Source organism: Okeania sp. SIO2F5 (assembly GCF_010692685.1).
In the GTDB taxonomy this organism is placed as follows: Bacteria; Cyanobacteriota; Cyanobacteriia; order Cyanobacteriales; family Microcoleaceae; genus Okeania; species Okeania hirsuta.
Genome location: NZ_JAAHGU010000003.1, coordinates 140,277 through 156,560 on the forward strand (window position 1 = coordinate 140,277; position 16,284 = coordinate 156,560).

The window sequence follows — 16,284 nt, forward strand, 5'->3', positions numbered from 1 at the left end:
ATTCAGAATTCAGAATTTAGAATTTAGAATTCAGAATTTAGAATTCAGAATTCAGGGGAGTATGGTCAGAATTTAGAATTCAGAATTCAGAATTTAGAATTTAGAATTCAGAATTTAGAATTCAGAATTCAGAATTTAGAATTTAGAATTCAGAATTTAGAATTCAGAATTCAGGGGAGTATGGGGAGTGTGGGGAGATGGGGAGATATAGCAAGGAACGAGTTGCTGTTTGACTTATTTAGAATTCAGAATTCAGAATTTAGAATTCAGAATTTAGAATTGAGGGGAGTCTGGGGAGTGTGGGGAGATGGGGAGATATAGCAAGGAACGAGTTGCTGTTTGACTTATGTTGATGATGAACCGTAAGACAGAGAAATACTTTTCCCACTGTTCCCTATTCCCTGTTCCCTGTTCCCTGCTATAAAGAAAGATTTGGCAATGGCGCTCAGATTGAACATTTATTGATACCGAACCCGAGCGGATTTGATATCAATTATTTCCCCCCACTCCCCTACTCCCCTACTCCCCTACTCCCCCACTCCCCCACTCCCCTACTCCCCCACTCCCTTACTCCCCTACTCCCTTACTCCCCTACTCCTAGAGCGGAAAGATATGAATTGTCTCCTTTGTTGCGATCGCCACTACCATTCTTAGGATAATTTTGAAAATTTACAGAATGTTGCGGTACACCAATAGCAATACCTTCTTGGTCAAATGCTTGTTTAATTCTGAGGCGGAATTCACGTCCCACAGCAAACTGTTGTATTGGTGCAGTCTTAATCCAAATTTGAATTAAAATACCCGTGTGCGAGATATTATCAACTCCGAGAATTATTGCAGGTTCGAGAATTTTATCTTGCCATTCAGGTTCACTCCGCATTTGCTCTAACACTTCTGCCATCATATTTAGTGCTTTCCTAGCATCTGCACTGTAGGCAATTTCAACTCGAAAGTCTACCCGAGACCAATCTTTTGTCAAGTTTTGCACAACCTCAAAACTACCATTAGGAATAGTAATGAGTCGCCCTTCTGCTCCCCTCAGTTGAGTTAAATAAAGATTTATATGTTCTACAATACCTGTTACATCGCCTATTTGAACTACGTCTCCAACAGCATACTGATCCGTCCATAAAATCAAGCAACCGTTAATCATATTATCTACTTTAGCTTTGAAAACGTAAGTTAATGCTATGCCAAGAATTCCTATTCCGGCAAGGGAAACACCTATTGCTTGTATAGTATATAAAATGGCAATTGAGTATATAACAACACTTGTCGCTTGTTTGAGTGCGCCTGAATAAGTATTGACTCGCTTGGTATATCTTTCAGGTACTAGGGAACCTTGTTGTGCTTGTGTTGCCCACTTATCTAACCAAAAGTCGATTAAGAAGTAAGTAGCTTTATCTGTAATGCTGGCAATTACCCATATTAGTAAAAATTGTACATATTGTGTTAAGAGAAAAGAATATAAAGCCCGAGTTTGTGGGAACATCGCAACAATTAAACTAATTCCTCCCACCCAGATAAATACTTGTGCCCACATTAAAATTTGTTCTAGTAAAACAGTAATATTTTTTTGTTTCTTTAAAAGAAACTGTCGTTTTAGAGAAACTTTTGGCAATGCTGACCAGATGTATTCTAACTGATTCAAAAATGCTAAAGGTGCATTTTCAACCATTGCTAGTAATATACTGAGAGATGTAATTTCTAGGTTTGAATGTAGTAAAGATTCTTTGTTGAAATTAATTGATGATTCTGCTGCTTGAGTATTGGCTGTATTTGCAGTAGATTGATAATTTTCTATAGATTTTTCTTCGGGATTTACTTGTAGAGATTGCTCTAATTCTTTGATTTTTTGTTTGAGCAATTCAATTTTAGCTTTCAAGCGTTTTTGTATCCACTTTAATACCGAGCTAATAATTATCATACTAGCAATAATTATAGAAACTTGAGCGATGATAATATATAGTTTTTTGTTGTAGTATTCTCTTTCTTTTAAAGCATTACTCAATTCTTGAATAATGCGATTTTGCCAGATCTTTGCTAGCTGCAATTCACTATTAGCAAAGTTGGCAACTACGTCATATTTTGTAACTGTGAGTATAGTTTTTTTTGTTAATCCTGGTTGTTCTGGCGCATAAATAACTGTTAAATTATTCAGAGTTCCTACTTCAATTTTGGGTGTTTGAGGATGAAGATTTAGGCTTTGATTTGTGCCTTGACTATTAATATTATCTTTGCGGATAATATCAATATTTGGTGTGATATTTTGGATTCTTGTCTGAAGTTCTTTTACCTTGGGAGTTAATGTCGGTTTTGCAAGCAATGGTTGGTCAAAATCAGATGGTTTTTCTGGTAATTGATTATTAGATGTAGGGGTTGAATTTGGAGGTGATGGGTTTGGTATTTTACGTTCTTTTGACTGTAGTACTATCTTTAAAACTTGTTGAAGATTAATTTCTACAGTTTTTGCTCTTTGCTTGGCAGTAGAAATAGCACTTTGATTCTCTTCTGTATTAGCTGATGGTGCAGCGACAGTAATTAAAGGTCTGCCATTAAACCAGACTTTACTACACATTAAATTACCACATTGATATGGTCGATTAAACCAATCAAAAATTGGTCCTTGATTATCCGTTTGTTCTATATTTGGCAGGAATGGTATTTGTGCCCAAGCTACAGATGACCAAGTAATTGTTATGCCAAAAGTTAATAGGGTAACCAGAATAAATTTGACTGCTGAATGAATTTTACTATGGTTTTTACCCGCAATCACTCTCATATTATTCTGAAAATTTTTGATGAATTGATATTTGATTATATTGTGCATAAATTAATTAAATAACAACAACCTTAAAAGCAATAATATCTGACAACTTTAAATTAAGTTAGTGGCTGAAAATTTATGTTCAATAGCCTCCCTTTTTAAGGGAAAAAAGAGAATATTCCAGATTTCAAGGCTCCTTATTGCAGAGGTACTGATAACTGTTAACGCAGTTCCTCCGGAGGAGGCTAACTGATAACTGAAATGACACTATATTCTACATTTTTCAGGAAAATTTAAAAGAGATCGAATATAGATAAAAATCCTTATAGTCCAGTATAATTGATTGCTTTTTTATCAATTTATATATACAGCATCAGCCATTAGGATTACAATTATATTGATTTATTTTTGCAGAGTACAGGAGTATTTCTATGCCAGAAGCAGTAGGTCTCATAGAAACTATTGGTTTTCCCAGTATATTAGCTGCTGCAGATGCTATGGTCAAAGCTGCGCGAGTTACCTTAGTTTACTACGGTATAGCTGAAAGAGGCCACTTTGTCGTGGTAGTTCGGGGACCAACTTCTGAAGTTTATCCTTCAGTCCAAGCTGGCATTGAAGCAGCAGAAAAAGTCTATGGTGGTATTGTGGACAGTCACTATATTGTTCCTAATCCCCCGGAGAATGTAGAATCTGTATTACCACTAAGTTATACAGAAATTAGTGAACAATTTAGATGAATATTGTCCTAAACTTATTGATAGCTCAAATTAATATTATTGATAATTTGGCTGAATATATAGTTTAGTTATGATAGACATCTAAAATTTTTACAATTAATTGCAGAGATTAATTCTTAACTTAAATTTAGGAGAAATATAATGGCACAACAAGCTGTTGGAGCACTGGAAACTAAGGGTTTTCCAGGTATTTTAGCTGCCTCAGATGCAATGGTAAAAGCAGGTCGAGTCACTTTAGTGGGTTATATTAGGGTTGGTAGCGCTCGGTTTACTGTTCAAATTCGAGGTGATGTTTCGGAAGTAAAAACTGCTATGGATGCAGGAATTGCTGCAGTCGAAAAAGTCTATGGTGCAACCTTGGAATCTTGGGTAATTATTCCTCGCCCTCATGATAATATTGTGGCTGTTTTACCAATAGATTTTAATCCAGGTGTTGAAGAATACCGCCAACGAGTAGAAGGAATAACTGTACCAAGATTGCCTAATAGGTAGATGAATTTTGACTAATTAAATATCTACATAATTCTATTTTAAGCCGTCCATAAGACTATAGTATGACCAAGAGTTACAATTTTGGTTAGTATTAAAAAATATAGATAGTGGACGGTACTATGGAAGCATGATTTGAGTAGCTAGTTTGGATTAAATATTAGATTTTAGGTATTCAATCATTAATAATTACCTGTATAAAATAAGATTGGTGAATATTTTTTTTGATTTATTTATGCAAATAATAAGAGGCTTTAAACCTGAATGATTAGATAATTATAAAAAATCAATAACCAGAACACATAAAACTATCACAATTAATTAGGAAACTATATATTCTGTAAAAACAATCCCAAAATTAGTGAGATTTTAATAGTGAAAATTGAAAAAGTAATAAGTGAACATTTTCATTCAATATGCTATTGTTAAAATAAGCACAATTGAATCTCTGTAAAAAATATTGAATTTATCTATTGTTGACAATTAAAAACAAATCGAATGGAATTTTGATTGAGAATAGCTACAATGAGTAAAGACTATGACAGCAGGATAGTCTTTATTTATTGTAGCTAATTTCCTATTGAATTTTGTGTAGGTAGTGCGAGTACATAGGAAAAAAACTAAAATACAGATAATAAAGTCTGAAACTATTACTACTGTTACCTACTTTCTAATTCCAAAATATTTTCTACATAACCCTGTCGAGGACTGCTATATATTGAATCTTATCTGAAGCTATGGATACTTGGATTATACAATTACACCGCTCTACTAATGAAATCACTTTTTTGGCAATTAGTGCCTTGGCAGCAATAATTTTTTGCTTTTGGTTTATCCCTATTGCTACAGATACTATGGTAAATTCTGCAGCAGGTTTAGCTGAAAAATATTTAGGTAAAAATCAACGCACAATAGTAATCAATTCTAGTACAAATAATCCTGAATTATTTTTGATGTTGCTATCATTGAGTCTCGGTAGGTTAGGAGGTATAGCAACTCCTCTAGGTTCAAATTTTGCCAATATTTATCTAATGTTTATTGTGGCACCAATAATTGTTATAGGTAAATGGGTATTTTTAGGAAAAATATCTAATATCAAAAATTTTATCGAAATTCTTAATAAAGAAAAAATGCTATTTTTATGGCATTTTTCCATGTCATTATCAATGTTTGCCTTTGCTACTACAGCTTATTGGTTTATTACTGGTGAATCGGAATTTGCACCTTTGCCAGAAGTCATAGATTCCCGAACTTTACCTTGGGTAATTGTTGGTGGTATAACTTGTTTAGCAGGTATATTTGTCTTTTTTCTTTATGAAAAACAGTTTAAGCAAAAAAGACCTGAATTATTTGAAGATATTAATGCAGATGATTATGAAGCAAGTTGGTGGAAGTTTATTGTAGGCACGGCTTTATTGATATTATTATGTTATATTTTAAATACATTATTTATAGCTTGGACTGAAATTTATGATGATTTACTGACTAAATTGTTTGGTGATTCAATCTTTGCAGGATTGCATTATTTTTTGGGAAGTTTAATATCATCTTTACCAGAAACAATTGTAGCTGTGAAAAATTATGAGCGTTTAACTTCACCAGATTTAAACACAGCAATGGCATCAGCTAGTCAGTCAAATATGACTAATTTGGGAATAGGTTTTTTAGGTAGTTTTTTAGCAAGTTTACTATTGGCTATAGGTATTAATTATCAGTTATAAAATCAAGCTATCGGCTGTGTTGAAAAATAATTTTGAAGAAGGAATAAGAAAAAAGTGGATGGGGTTTGTAGACAGGAAGTGGCAGGTCGTTGACTATCCCCAGACAATTGTAGACGGTGGGGTATTAAACCCTTGAAGAAGGAGACAGGAGACAGGAGACAGGAGACAGGAGGAAAATTACATGGGGATAGTCAACGAAGGGCCGCTCCGCGTCTACGCTCCCCCAAGTAATTTTGAACACCCCCGTTGACTGTGGGGTATTAAACCCACAAAGAAAATGATAAAGAAAAAGATAATTACCGAATAATTAAGGTTTAAATCCTCTTCTTTGAAGAATAAAGAAAGACAAAAAATTCTTTTCGCCAATCCGATAATTTTCAGGAGAGGTAATTATTAATTGTTATACTAATTTTATGTGAGGCTGCACAAAATTAGGTGTTAGGTTTTAGGTCGTAGGTCGTAGGTCTTAGGTCTCATAGCAATTTTATCTGAGATTACATAGAATTATGAAACTTATTAACTTTTCTATCTAGAGCTACAGTCAACTCCGATTAAAATATTATTCTATGCAAGTTAGAAATGAATTTGGTATTAATTATTAATTATCGAATATAGTTATAACTGAATTTAATATAGTTAAATGGAATTGATTGAAGAAGGAAGGACTGAAGTTGTAAAAAGTTTATGGGGATACTGAAAAAAGTTGCTCCACCTCTACAAAGTTCAACGAATTCACTCTGTAGACAGTGAGGTATTAAACTCATCAGAAAAAAGATAATATTAGACTCATCAAAAATCACAGATTTATGAGCTACAAAAATAAATTATTTTGGGTTTTGTGGGTAATAGGTATGATCGGAATATTATCTTTATTGTTGCTCGATATACCTCTACCAGAAGATAATAAATTACCTCCTTTATGGATAATTAAACTGTTGACTTTATTCCAGCAAACTGTGTTGTTATCTATAGCAGTAATTATTAAAGTTGCTTTAGCTGAAAAAGTTAAATTATCAGCACCTTTAGCAGAAGCGATCGCTAAGAAAAATCCACTTATGCCAGTAATTAAACCGCAAATATTACCAGGTATGATTGGAGATTTCATCGGGGATTTAGCTTTAGTCTTCATTGCTTTATTATGGCAACCGTTTTTACCTTCAGACTTTGTAACTAAAAGTTCGGAAATATCCAACAATTTACCATTTATAACTCGCATTTTATTTGGAGGTATTACCGAAGAATTATTAATTAGATGGGGGTTAATGATACTCCTAGTTTGGATAGGATGGAAAATTTTTCAAAGAGGAAAAGGTAAACCCCAAGGGCGATACTTTGTTATGGCAATTTTGTTGTCATCTTTATTATTTGGGGTCGGACATTTACCAATAGCTTTTTGATTTCAAACTAAGGTAAATGCGATATTTATTTCCTATATTATTACGATTAATTCATTATTTGGTTTAATTCTCGGATATCTGTATTGGCAAAAAGGTTTAGAGTCTGCAATACTAGCTCATGGAATAGCTCATATAGTGTCAGTAATATTTAATCAGTTATAGGTGGTAGGTAAATTATTAATTGTTAGTTATTAAGAGAAATATTCACTGTTGCCTGTTGCCTGTTGCCTGTTGCCTAGCGCTACGCGCTATATTAATTCCGCCCCTCCTTTCCATTCAAATTAACTTTTTTCCCATTGCTTTCCTGCTGGAAAAACTGCATCAACATCGCTTCCATTCGTGGGGATAAATCAATTGGTAAATTCCCAGACCGCAAATGCAAATCCTGTTGCGGAAACGGAATCTCTATTTGACGCTCCCGCAATGTTGCCTCAATCTTAAAATACAAATCACTCCTAATAATTTCCTGTTTGCTCGGTTCTGCTGTCCATACCCGTAACTCGAAATTTAGAGAACTATCTCCGAACTCAATAAACAACACCTGGGGTTCTGGCATTGATAATACATCGGGGTAAGATGCTGCTGCTGCATCTAATAAAGCTTTACGTACCCCCTCTACATTAGATCCGTAAGCAACTCCTACTGGTAACCGCAACGCCGAAACTGGGTGGTCATGATCCCAATTTATTAGCTCCGCCTCCAAAAACCGGGAGTTAGGTACAATAATAGACACATGGTCGAAAGTTTTAATCATTGTACTGCGGGCGCCAATGCGTTCAACAGTTCCTTGATATTCTCCAATTTCTACAAAGTCGCCCACCTGTATCGGTCGCTCAAACAATAATACCAAACCACTGCCAAAATTTTTAGCAATATCCTGGAAACCTAAACCAATACCAACGCCAAACGCACTTGCTAACAAGGTAATAGAACTCAAATCTAAACCCCATACTTGCAATAATACCATCACACCAATAGTGATTAAACTGTATTTGGTCATAGTGGCGATCGCTTCTTGAGCGCCTCGGTTAATTCCGGTTACTCGTAAAATGCGCGATCTTAAAATATTAGTTATTCCACCAACACCAATTATTAATGCCCAGACTAAACCTACTAAAATTAATAGATCGGGTACAGAATATGTTTGATTTCCCAAATGAATTACCGGAGAAGTAAAGGTGGAAATTAAGGTATCGGTAAACTGATAACTAAACTGTCGAGTTAGGGGAAACTTATTAGTAATATACAGAATTGTTCCTATCCATAAAGCTATTCTCGTAACTAGCAAACTTAAACTAATTAATATAGATAAACTTTTGCTCTCTTCAGGATGAGCAATGCCATGATTTCCCAAAAAAAACAATATAACTTGATATAAATATTTTCGCCATACTAACTTTAATAGCCAGTTTATTGCTATAGCTCCATTAATAATTAATCCTACTTTAATTAATGTGTTTCCCATAAATTTTAAAGAGCGTTCTTTTTGAGCTATTTTTACTGAATCCTCAATTTTTTCTGCCCAAATGTCTGTTTGCTCTTTGAGATTACTTCCTGGAAAAACATCTTTTTGAGTAACAGTTAATAGATAGGCATCGTTTAACCAAATTGTTGGTAGTTTTTCATCTGTTTTAACTTTTAAATGTATAGGTTTTGATGATGAAACTACAGTTGATAACTTTTGTTCAATTAATTCGGCTCTTTTCTGGGCAGTATATTCCCCTGCACTGCTAATTTTGAGTATTGGTCGCCCATCTAAAACTACTGGAGCTGTAGAATTTTTAAATTCTACTAATGCTGCTCCTGGAGTAAATATCATTAAGCTACTGAGGATGAGCGCGATTATGCTAAATATAATAAATTTAAGTATTCCTGATTGACGAGATTTATAATTATAGTTATAGTTATTTTTTACAATCACTCTTTTTTCCACCCTTTCGTATTTTAATATACAATAATATAAAATATCAATAAATTTTTAATTAATTGTAACACAATGTAGGACAAGTTGATAGAAGTTTGGTTTTCCATCAAAATTATTAATTCCTACACTGCTTTACTAATTGAATTGGATACATATATAGTTGAACAAGAGTATTAGGTATAGTTCCGGAAAAAAGTAATATTTTTTTATTATTAATAATTGGTAAATGGTAAGTTTTGATCTATAAATTATTAGTCAATATAGTAGAAGAAAGAGAAGAAAGAGGGAAGAAGAAAAAATATTACATGATCTGAGTTTTAAGCTGGCAATCTGTCTTAAGCTTTCCTTCGACTGCTATATCTTAAGATTAAAATTTTAATTATCAGTTTTTTCGATGGAATATCAAAACTATGATAGTATATTTTTTTTGTTCAATAATTAATAATTAGAGGATTGAATAAAAGGGAAAATTATGTTTGTAGGACAACATCCTATGGTGTAGCTAGGGAGATATTTTTGGTCTTAATTATTCGGTTTAATTAATATTGAAATATAACTTTGAAATTCATGGCGATCGCCAATCAACTTAATTTAAAATTATCACTTCTAAGCTTCTAATACCAAGGGTAATATCATGTCCGGATAAGAGCGCGATAGAACTCCGTTCCGCTTACACATTAACGCAGTTGTGCGCCAGCAAACAAAAAACTTTCTCTTTCTTCTTCTTTTTTCCCTCCTGACTCCTGACTCCTTTGTCATTTATTTATAACTTTTCAACCGGACATGATATAAAAAAGAATGCTAAAAAAGAGCTGCTCTAATTCATTATTAGACAGCTATCTCTATCATTTTCCCCTTTTTTTTCAAAATTTACTCCTTCTTCCCTCTTCCTTTTTCCCTCTTCCTTACTTATTACCTTGGTACTGAAACTTGTTTCAATATAGAATTAATTATACTATCAATTATTATTCCATCTAACTGCGCTTCAGGTTTCAAAATTAACCGATGACGTAATAGAGGTAATGCCACTGTTTTAATATCATCTGGAGTTACATAATTTCTATTATTTAACCAAGCTTGTGTTTTACTGGTTTGTAACCATGCTACTGTCGCTCGTGGAGAAGCACCTAAAGCTACATCCGGATGTTTTCTGGTTTGCTGAACTAACCCTAATAAATAATCTAATATTTTTTCTTGAACGTTAATTGCTTCTATTTCTTGACGAGTAAGAATTATTTGTTCGACCGTTGCTATAGGTTGAATTTGATTTAATTGAATACTTTTTGCAGCAAAACCTTGTTGAACATTGAGCAACATTTGTTTTTCTGCTGCTATGTCTGGGTAATCAATAATAATCTTGAATAAAAATCTATCTAATTGTGCTTCTGGTAATGGATATGTACCTTCAAATTCTAGGGAATTTTGAGTAGCAATTACCCAAAATAAATTTGGTAATGGCAAAGTTTCTCCATCTAATGTTACCTGTTGTTCTGCCATAGCTTCGAGTAAAGCTGCTTGGGTTTTTGGTGGAGTACGATTAATTTCATCTGCTAATAATATTTCTGTAAAAATTGGACCTTTTTTTAGGGTAAAGTTGCGACTATTGAGGTCAAATACATTAGTTCCTAAGATATCTGATGGTAGAATATCTGGTGTTAGTTGAACTCTGCTAAATTCGGCTTGAATTAATCTAGCTAATGCTTTGACTGTGAGAGTTTTTCCTGTGCCTGGAACTCCTTCAATTATTACATGACCTCCAGTCAACAGGGCGATTAATAATTGTTGAATAGGTATATTTTGACCGACAATTATTTGATTGAGAGTCTGATATAGTTGAGTAAATATTGAGTTAGTTTGTTTCATATTAATTCAGTTATTAGTATATATATAATGATAGGTAGTTCCAAATTCATCTGATCTTGTACCATTTGCCAAAAGTAATGTTATTGCAGAAGGAATAACTAAGAAGAAAGAAGAAAGAAGAAAGAAGTTTTATTATTTATCTGATTTTAAACCATTTGCCAAAAGTAATCTTATTGCATAAGAAAGAAGTTTTATTATTTATCTTCTGTATTTATCTGATTTTAAACCATTTGCCAAAAGTAATGTTATTGCAGAAGGAATAAGTAAGAAGGAAGAAGCAAGAAGTTTTATGGCTTATCTTCCATATTTATCTGATTTTAAACCATTTGCCAAAAGTAATCTTATCCTAGAAGGAACAAGGAATAACCGAAGCTGGAAGAGGAAATAAGTTTTATTATTTATCTTCCGTATTTATCTGATTTTAAACCATTTGCCAAAAGTAATCTTATTGTAGAAGGAACAAGGAAGAAGTTTTATGGTTTATCTTTCGTTGTTTCTGCTGCTGAGTGCTACACAAACAGTTACTTCATCAGTTCTAATTATCAAGACTGTTGCTATATAAATCAATTTTTGTATCAATAATTTGTAGGGGTAAATTACCATTTAGCAATGGATAATTGATAATTGATAATGAATCGCGCTTTAGGTTGAAAGTCTCTCCTTTTAAGGATAAAAAGAAATAAGATTTCCGCGCTAGGTTCAATCCTCTCAGTTTTAACCAGAGGTAATTATCCATTATCAATTAATGATCTCAAATCCGTTTAATTCGGTATAAAAAAATGTTCCATCTTCAACCATTACCAAATATTTCTCGATCTCCCCATCCCCCCACATTCCCCTCCTGGGAGGGGTCAAGGGTGGGTCCCATCTCCCCACCTCCCCACCTAATTACACTGATACTACTGGATTTGATATCAATCCCTACTCCCATTAACCATCAACAGAAGATCGACCGCTTTTTATACCATTAAAAGAGAATGCTTGAGACCAAAAAAAATCGGTCAAAAATTCCTTTTTGCTTTGTTTTCAACTTGAAATATTTTCTCCCACTTATCTAACCAATTTAATAACTCTGATTCAGTAATTTTTCGTTTTTGAGATTGAATTTTTAGGACTTTTTCTAATTCTATTGATCGCTCTCCAGTTTGCTGTATCCAAGCATCTATCAAAGATTTATCTTCAACTATATTTTCTCCTAGTCCTAATTTCTTTTGCAGTTGAATTTTTTGCTCTTTCCCTGTAGTTTCTAAAATAAATTCCCGACTTTCTGCTTTTTGTAATACTCCTGCTAAAGCTTGAATATAAGCTTGACTATTATCAATTATTGGTGCTGATAATTTTATCGGTTTAGCAAAACGACGATTTTGAGCAAAAATTAGGATAACTAAAATAATTAAACCCTGAATAAAAATTGGAAATAAAGGAGTTTCAACCAAATAATTCACTAAACTTTCTCCCAACTCCTCCTTAATTACTTCTTGGTCTTTATAACCATGAATATATTCATCTACTAAAATTCGTTGTTGACCTTGAGTAACAAGTTGAGCTAAAAATTCATAATTTCCAGGTATATCTTGATAAGCATTCGCAGCTAAATATTGAGTAGTAGCTAAGATAATTTTTCCTTTACCAAACTGTTTTTGCCAAACTATAGCACCGTAGCGATCGCCTAATAACTTCTCTTCTTTTTGTTGCTCAATTTTTATTGCCCTGCGACTTGTTTCTATTTCAACTTTTCCTACTTCCGTATCATGGATAGTAGTAAAATCTGCCTTTGTTACCTGTTTTTTAATGCCTAAAATTACCAAAATATTCCCAGATTTTACCCAATTTTTTATCTGAGCATTAATTACTCGATTTTCTAGTTGACTATTAACCTGTAATAGAGTGACTGATGAGTTGATATCTTGAGTATTTTCTAAATCTATAAATGGTTTTTCCCAGCGTTGAATATCCGCGCCTTTTTCTAACATAAACTTGTACCAAGCACCATATCCATCTGGGGCACGACTATAAGTAGAACCGCTATTTAATTGATTATTTACTGGGGCAAAAAAAACAGTCATTATCATAATTGAAATTAGAGTGATCGCTCCAAATACCCAAAATTTATTAGTTTTTTTCATCTCTGATTTGTTGATAAGCTTCCTGGCATTCTGCAAATACAGCAGCAGAAACTTCTAAGTTACCAAATAATAACTGCTGATGAGTAATGAATAATTTTTGATATGGTTTAGGTAGAGATAACTGCTGAATTAATTCTAAATATTCTCCATCAGTGCGACTAGGTAGATCGGAAATAATACCCCGGTCATTTAATCCTTGTAACATTGCCATATATAAACAACGACAAGCCTCTCGATAATTGCCTATTTCTTGGCATTTTTGTGATTTATTTAACCAAGCTGTTACTGATAATTCTAGTTGAGATTCTGCTCTAATTTCTGTTGTTAAGTTGATTTTATTACGGATACCATAAATATAAGAATTTAACAGTCTAATTATTTGTATAGCTACCCAGCTCAACAGAAAAGCAAAAAATAGCCAAGCCATCGCTTTAGCAATCATTAATATTATGGGATTATCCCACCAAGAAGGCAAATCTACCCCTGGTAATTTAGCTGCTGTTTGAGAAGTTTGAACTTCCCACCATTCGCCAAATTTTTGTTGTAACTTTTGGAATTGCCAACCTAAACTATCTTTTTCAAATGAATTTTCAGACATACTTAACTTTCATCTCGCTCTGGTAGAAAATTTGTAGAATTAGCCATAGGAATTTCAATAATAAATTCAGTATATTTTCCCGCTTGAGTTTCAACTTTAATACTGCCATGATGTTGTCCAACAATAATTTTATTAACTAGAGATAAACCCAAACCTACTCCTTCTCCAGAAGGTTTAGTAATGAAAAAAGGGTTGAAAATTTTATCTTTAATTTTTGAGTTTATTCCTATACCATTGTCATAGATATGGATTTCTACTTTTCCTCCTAAATTGTAGGTTTGTATAGATAAGGTGGGATTAAAATCTTGATTAGCAGCTTCCTGTAGTTCTAATTTAGTTTTGAGAGCATAGCAAGAATTATCAATTATGTTCATAAAAGCTTGAAATATATCAGAAAATGATAACTTAATTTTACTAATTGACTCATCGTAATTAGTCTTAATTGTCATTGGAACATTCTTTTTTTCCCACAGCTTCTTACAAGCCAACTGCAATGACTCATTTAGCATATTATGAAGATCGCTATATTGCCAGCTATTATGGTCAATTTGTGCGTGTCTTACCATACCTTTAATAATTTTTTCTGCCCTTTTAACATATTGGTAAATACTATCTGAATTTTGTTTAATATCATTAATAATTTCTTGAAATTATTCAACTTTTTCTGGCCCCATTTTATTACTTTCTAAAGCTAATTCCTCCATAAGTTCATCAACTAAATCTGTGGAAAGTTGAGCAAAATTTTGAATAAAATTAAGAGGATTACAAAGTTCGTGAGCAATACCTGAAGTTAAAGTACCTAAGTACGCAAGTTTTTCTTTAGCAATAATCTGCTTTTGAGCTGTTTGCAACTGTCGCAATGTTTCTTTAAGTTTTGCTTCTGCTGCTTTTCTTTGTCTAATTTATTCTACCAGGAGTAAATTTTTATTCTTTAATTTTTCAGTTAGTTGTCGCAGTTGTATATGTACTTTTACTATTGCTAAAACCTCATCTATTATGATTGGCTTAGTAACATAATCTACAGCTCCTAACTCAAACCCTTTAATTTTATCTTCTATATCTGATAAAGCAGTCATGAATCTCACAGGAATATCTCTAGTTTCTACATTTTATTTTAAGCGTTTACAGATGTCAAAGCCATCAATTATAGGCATTAAAACATTTAACAAAATAATATATGGACTACTTTATCTTGCTTGTTTAAAACAATTTTCACCATCAACAGATACTAATACCTTAAAGTTATAGCTCTCCAGAACAGTAATTGCTAATTTCAAATCGATTGGATTATCATCCACAATTAAAATAGTAGTATTTTTCTCCCGATAATCAATACAATTAGCGACTTGATCCATTTTATTTATACCTATTTTGCATTTGATAAATTTGGCGATTAATTTGATTAAATTATCAAACTATAGCAATATGATTTTAGTTGTGAGATGTTGGAGACTTTTAGGGAAAAGGAGACAGGGAACAGGAGATAGGGAAGAAGAAAAAACGAATATATCAGGACTTACGCACGGACACGCTTATCGAGTGAGGGCGCCATTCGGAGCTTTGCGGAACGCAAATGCCATTTGCTTCGCATAACTATCGTTAACGCCCCTACATATGGCGTTTTCAAGGTCAAGCATGCGTAAGTCCTGTATATGTGAATAAGATAACTGCTATATTCTATACTTTAAAGAAACACCTCAATTCTTGCATCTAACTCCTGATTCCTATATTAACGTAAGCATTTCCTGCGGAATGCTTACACATTAACTAATCTTTTGTACAAAATTACTAACAGCTTTAATAAACTCTTTTGTTGACTCATAAGGTAAAACATTTCGCCCTGATATTTGACAACCCTCTCCTTGAGGCAACAACTTTAAATAGCTATTAATTCTTTGCTCTGGCCCTTCAATTTGCTCGGTTTTACTAATAGTTGATGCTTGCTTTCCTACTAATACTAAAGTACGTTGATTAATCCGAGAAATATCTTGACTAAAGTCCTGTCTCCAAAACCCTGCTAAAAAAGAAAAAACAGCATATTGACTTTGGAGATTTTTTGCTCCTTTTTCTAAAGTATCTAACCATTCTTTATCTACTAGATATTCATCAGCAAATAATTGTTTTTTAGAAAAAAAATCTAAAAATTTTCGACTGCGTGCATAGCGATAAAAAACTTTACCAATAGGTGAATAAAAAAGATTCCATCTTAATTTTTGACTCACAAATGAATCAGCTTTTGTCATCAATTCCAACTGAGGCGGACCCGATAATATTAAACCATCAATTAAACTTGATTCTTGCTGTAGTTTGACCAGAGATACAGCCACAGGAAACAAAGCACCTTGTACAACTAAAATTACTGGTCTTTGTACAACCTTCTCTAAAAAATATTGTAATTGTTCAGCCCAGTCCATAGGATAGTAAGCCACAGATGGCATATCACTTTCACCACACCCTAATAAATCTGGACTATAGATAGGATTTAGTAAACTTTGCTCCTGCCATAAAGAACAAAATCGATGCCAGAAATTTTTAGATAAACCTACTCCAATAGGATGCAGTAATAGTAAAGGTATAGTAGAACAGTTTCCTTCTTTCTGAGGATAAAATTCGTAAACACAGCGGTATTTTTTCCAGGTATAAAATTCTTTCATCTGTCAGA

The 16,284-nt window shown here is 33.1% G+C and carries 15 protein-coding genes; 4 read left to right on the plus strand and 11 right to left on the minus strand.

The features are described from left to right. Positions 1-583: 583 nt before the first annotated feature. Positions 584-2,830: a mechanosensitive ion channel family protein gene (locus F6K27_RS01740; RefSeq protein ID WP_287274682.1), complete on the minus strand. Its 2,247-nt coding sequence runs from the start codon at positions 2,828-2,830 to the stop codon at positions 584-586. 368 nt (positions 2,831-3,198) lie between these two features. On the opposite strand from F6K27_RS01740, the gene F6K27_RS01745 reads away from it, so the two are divergent. The 4 genes from F6K27_RS01745 to F6K27_RS33440 all read left to right on the plus strand — a co-directional run bounded on the left by F6K27_RS01745 (position 3,199) and on the right by F6K27_RS33440 (position 7,111). Continuing rightward, complete coding sequence (locus F6K27_RS01745; protein WP_124143536.1) at positions 3,199-3,504, plus strand: BMC domain-containing protein; 306 nt, start codon at positions 3,199-3,201, stop codon at positions 3,502-3,504. A gap of 141 nt (positions 3,505-3,645) precedes the next feature. Then, the gene (locus F6K27_RS01750) at positions 3,646-3,996 is read left to right on the plus strand and encodes a carbon dioxide-concentrating mechanism protein CcmK (RefSeq protein WP_287274684.1); all 351 of its coding nucleotides are present in this window, start codon (positions 3,646-3,648) and stop codon (positions 3,994-3,996) included. Positions 3,997-4,730: 734 nt separating this feature from the next. Next, positions 4,731-5,714 (plus strand): hypothetical protein, encoded by a 984-nt coding sequence (locus F6K27_RS01755; RefSeq protein ID WP_287274686.1) that lies wholly within the window; start codon positions 4,731-4,733, stop codon positions 5,712-5,714. Between the two features lie 806 nt (positions 5,715-6,520). Continuing rightward, a complete protein-coding gene (locus F6K27_RS33440) occupies positions 6,521-7,111 on the plus strand; it encodes a type II CAAX prenyl endopeptidase Rce1 family protein (RefSeq protein WP_353735913.1) in 591 nt (196 codons plus the stop codon). 253 nt (positions 7,112-7,364) lie between these two features. Here the strand turns inward: F6K27_RS33440 and F6K27_RS01765 are convergent, their stop codons facing one another. The 10 genes from F6K27_RS01765 to F6K27_RS01810 all read right to left on the minus strand — a co-directional run bounded on the left by F6K27_RS01765 (position 7,365) and on the right by F6K27_RS01810 (position 16,276). Beyond that, complete coding sequence (locus tag F6K27_RS01765; protein WP_287284654.1) at positions 7,365-9,032, minus strand: mechanosensitive ion channel family protein; 1,668 nt, start codon at positions 9,030-9,032, stop codon at positions 7,365-7,367. Between the two features lie 915 nt (positions 9,033-9,947). Then, positions 9,948-10,898 carry a MoxR family ATPase gene (locus F6K27_RS01770; RefSeq protein ID WP_287274690.1) on the minus strand — a complete coding sequence of 317 codons (951 nt, stop codon included), beginning with the start codon at positions 10,896-10,898 and terminating at the stop codon, positions 9,948-9,950. A gap of 790 nt (positions 10,899-11,688) precedes the next feature. Further along, entirely contained in the window at positions 11,689-11,829 is a 141-nt protein-coding gene (locus F6K27_RS01775; RefSeq protein ID WP_287274692.1) for a hypothetical protein, read from the minus strand. 70 nt (positions 11,830-11,899) lie between these two features. After that, positions 11,900-13,024, minus strand: a complete 1,125-nt coding sequence (locus tag F6K27_RS01780; protein WP_287274693.1) for a DUF4350 domain-containing protein — start codon at positions 13,022-13,024, stop codon at positions 11,900-11,902. After that, a complete protein-coding gene (locus F6K27_RS01785; RefSeq protein WP_287274695.1) occupies positions 13,011-13,622 on the minus strand; it encodes a DUF4129 domain-containing protein in 612 nt (203 codons plus the stop codon). Before F6K27_RS01785 ends, F6K27_RS01780 begins: the two co-directional genes overlap by 14 nt. Positions 13,623-13,624: 2 nt before the next feature. Beyond that, complete coding sequence (locus F6K27_RS01790) at positions 13,625-14,188, minus strand: sensor histidine kinase (RefSeq protein ID WP_287274697.1); 564 nt, start codon at positions 14,186-14,188, stop codon at positions 13,625-13,627. Between the two features lie 84 nt (positions 14,189-14,272). Beyond that, positions 14,273-14,482 carry a histidine kinase dimerization/phospho-acceptor domain-containing protein gene (locus F6K27_RS01795; protein ID WP_287274699.1) on the minus strand — a complete coding sequence of 70 codons (210 nt, stop codon included), beginning with the start codon at positions 14,480-14,482 and terminating at the stop codon, positions 14,273-14,275. A 42-nt stretch (positions 14,483-14,524) separates the two neighbouring features. Next, the gene (locus tag F6K27_RS01800; RefSeq protein ID WP_287274701.1) at positions 14,525-14,698 is read right to left on the minus strand and encodes a hypothetical protein; all 174 of its coding nucleotides are present in this window, start codon (positions 14,696-14,698) and stop codon (positions 14,525-14,527) included. 111 nt (positions 14,699-14,809) lie between these two features. Then, positions 14,810-14,977: a response regulator gene (locus F6K27_RS01805; RefSeq protein WP_124143543.1), complete on the minus strand. Its 168-nt coding sequence runs from the start codon at positions 14,975-14,977 to the stop codon at positions 14,810-14,812. Positions 14,978-15,385: 408 nt separating this feature from the next. Then, complete coding sequence (locus tag F6K27_RS01810; RefSeq protein WP_287274703.1) at positions 15,386-16,276, minus strand: alpha/beta fold hydrolase; 891 nt, start codon at positions 16,274-16,276, stop codon at positions 15,386-15,388. Between the last annotated feature and the right edge of the window lie 8 nt (positions 16,277-16,284).

Bases quoted from the DNA above. Each gene is read 5' to 3' on its own strand.
- F6K27_RS01740 (WP_287274682.1), bottom strand. From the start codon at position 2,830: ATGCACAATATAATCAAATATCAATTCATCAAAAATTTTCAGAATAAT.
- F6K27_RS01745 (WP_124143536.1), top strand. From the start codon at position 3,199: ATGCCAGAAGCAGTAGGTCTCATAGAAACTATTGGTTTTCCCAGTATA.
- F6K27_RS01750 (WP_287274684.1), top strand. From the start codon at position 3,646: ATGGCACAACAAGCTGTTGGAGCACTGGAAACTAAGGGTTTTCCAGGT.
- F6K27_RS01755 (WP_287274686.1), top strand. From the start codon at position 4,731: ATGGATACTTGGATTATACAATTACACCGCTCTACTAATGAAATCACT.
- F6K27_RS33440 (WP_353735913.1), top strand. From the start codon at position 6,521: ATGAGCTACAAAAATAAATTATTTTGGGTTTTGTGGGTAATAGGTATG.
- F6K27_RS01770 (WP_287274690.1), bottom strand. From the start codon at position 10,898: ATGAAACAAACTAACTCAATATTTACTCAACTATATCAGACTCTCAAT.
- F6K27_RS01775 (WP_287274692.1), bottom strand. From the start codon at position 11,829: ATGGGAGTAGGGATTGATATCAAATCCAGTAGTATCAGTGTAATTAGG.
- F6K27_RS01780 (WP_287274693.1), bottom strand. From the start codon at position 13,024: ATGAAAAAAACTAATAAATTTTGGGTATTTGGAGCGATCACTCTAATT.
- F6K27_RS01785 (WP_287274695.1), bottom strand. From the start codon at position 13,622: ATGTCTGAAAATTCATTTGAAAAAGATAGTTTAGGTTGGCAATTCCAA.
- F6K27_RS01790 (WP_287274697.1), bottom strand. From the start codon at position 14,188: ATGGTAAGACACGCACAAATTGACCATAATAGCTGGCAATATAGCGAT.
- F6K27_RS01800 (WP_287274701.1), bottom strand. From the start codon at position 14,698: ATGACTGCTTTATCAGATATAGAAGATAAAATTAAAGGGTTTGAGTTA.
- F6K27_RS01805 (WP_124143543.1), bottom strand. From the start codon at position 14,977: ATGGATCAAGTCGCTAATTGTATTGATTATCGGGAGAAAAATACTACT.
- F6K27_RS01810 (WP_287274703.1), bottom strand. From the start codon at position 16,276: ATGAAAGAATTTTATACCTGGAAAAAATACCGCTGTGTTTACGAATTT.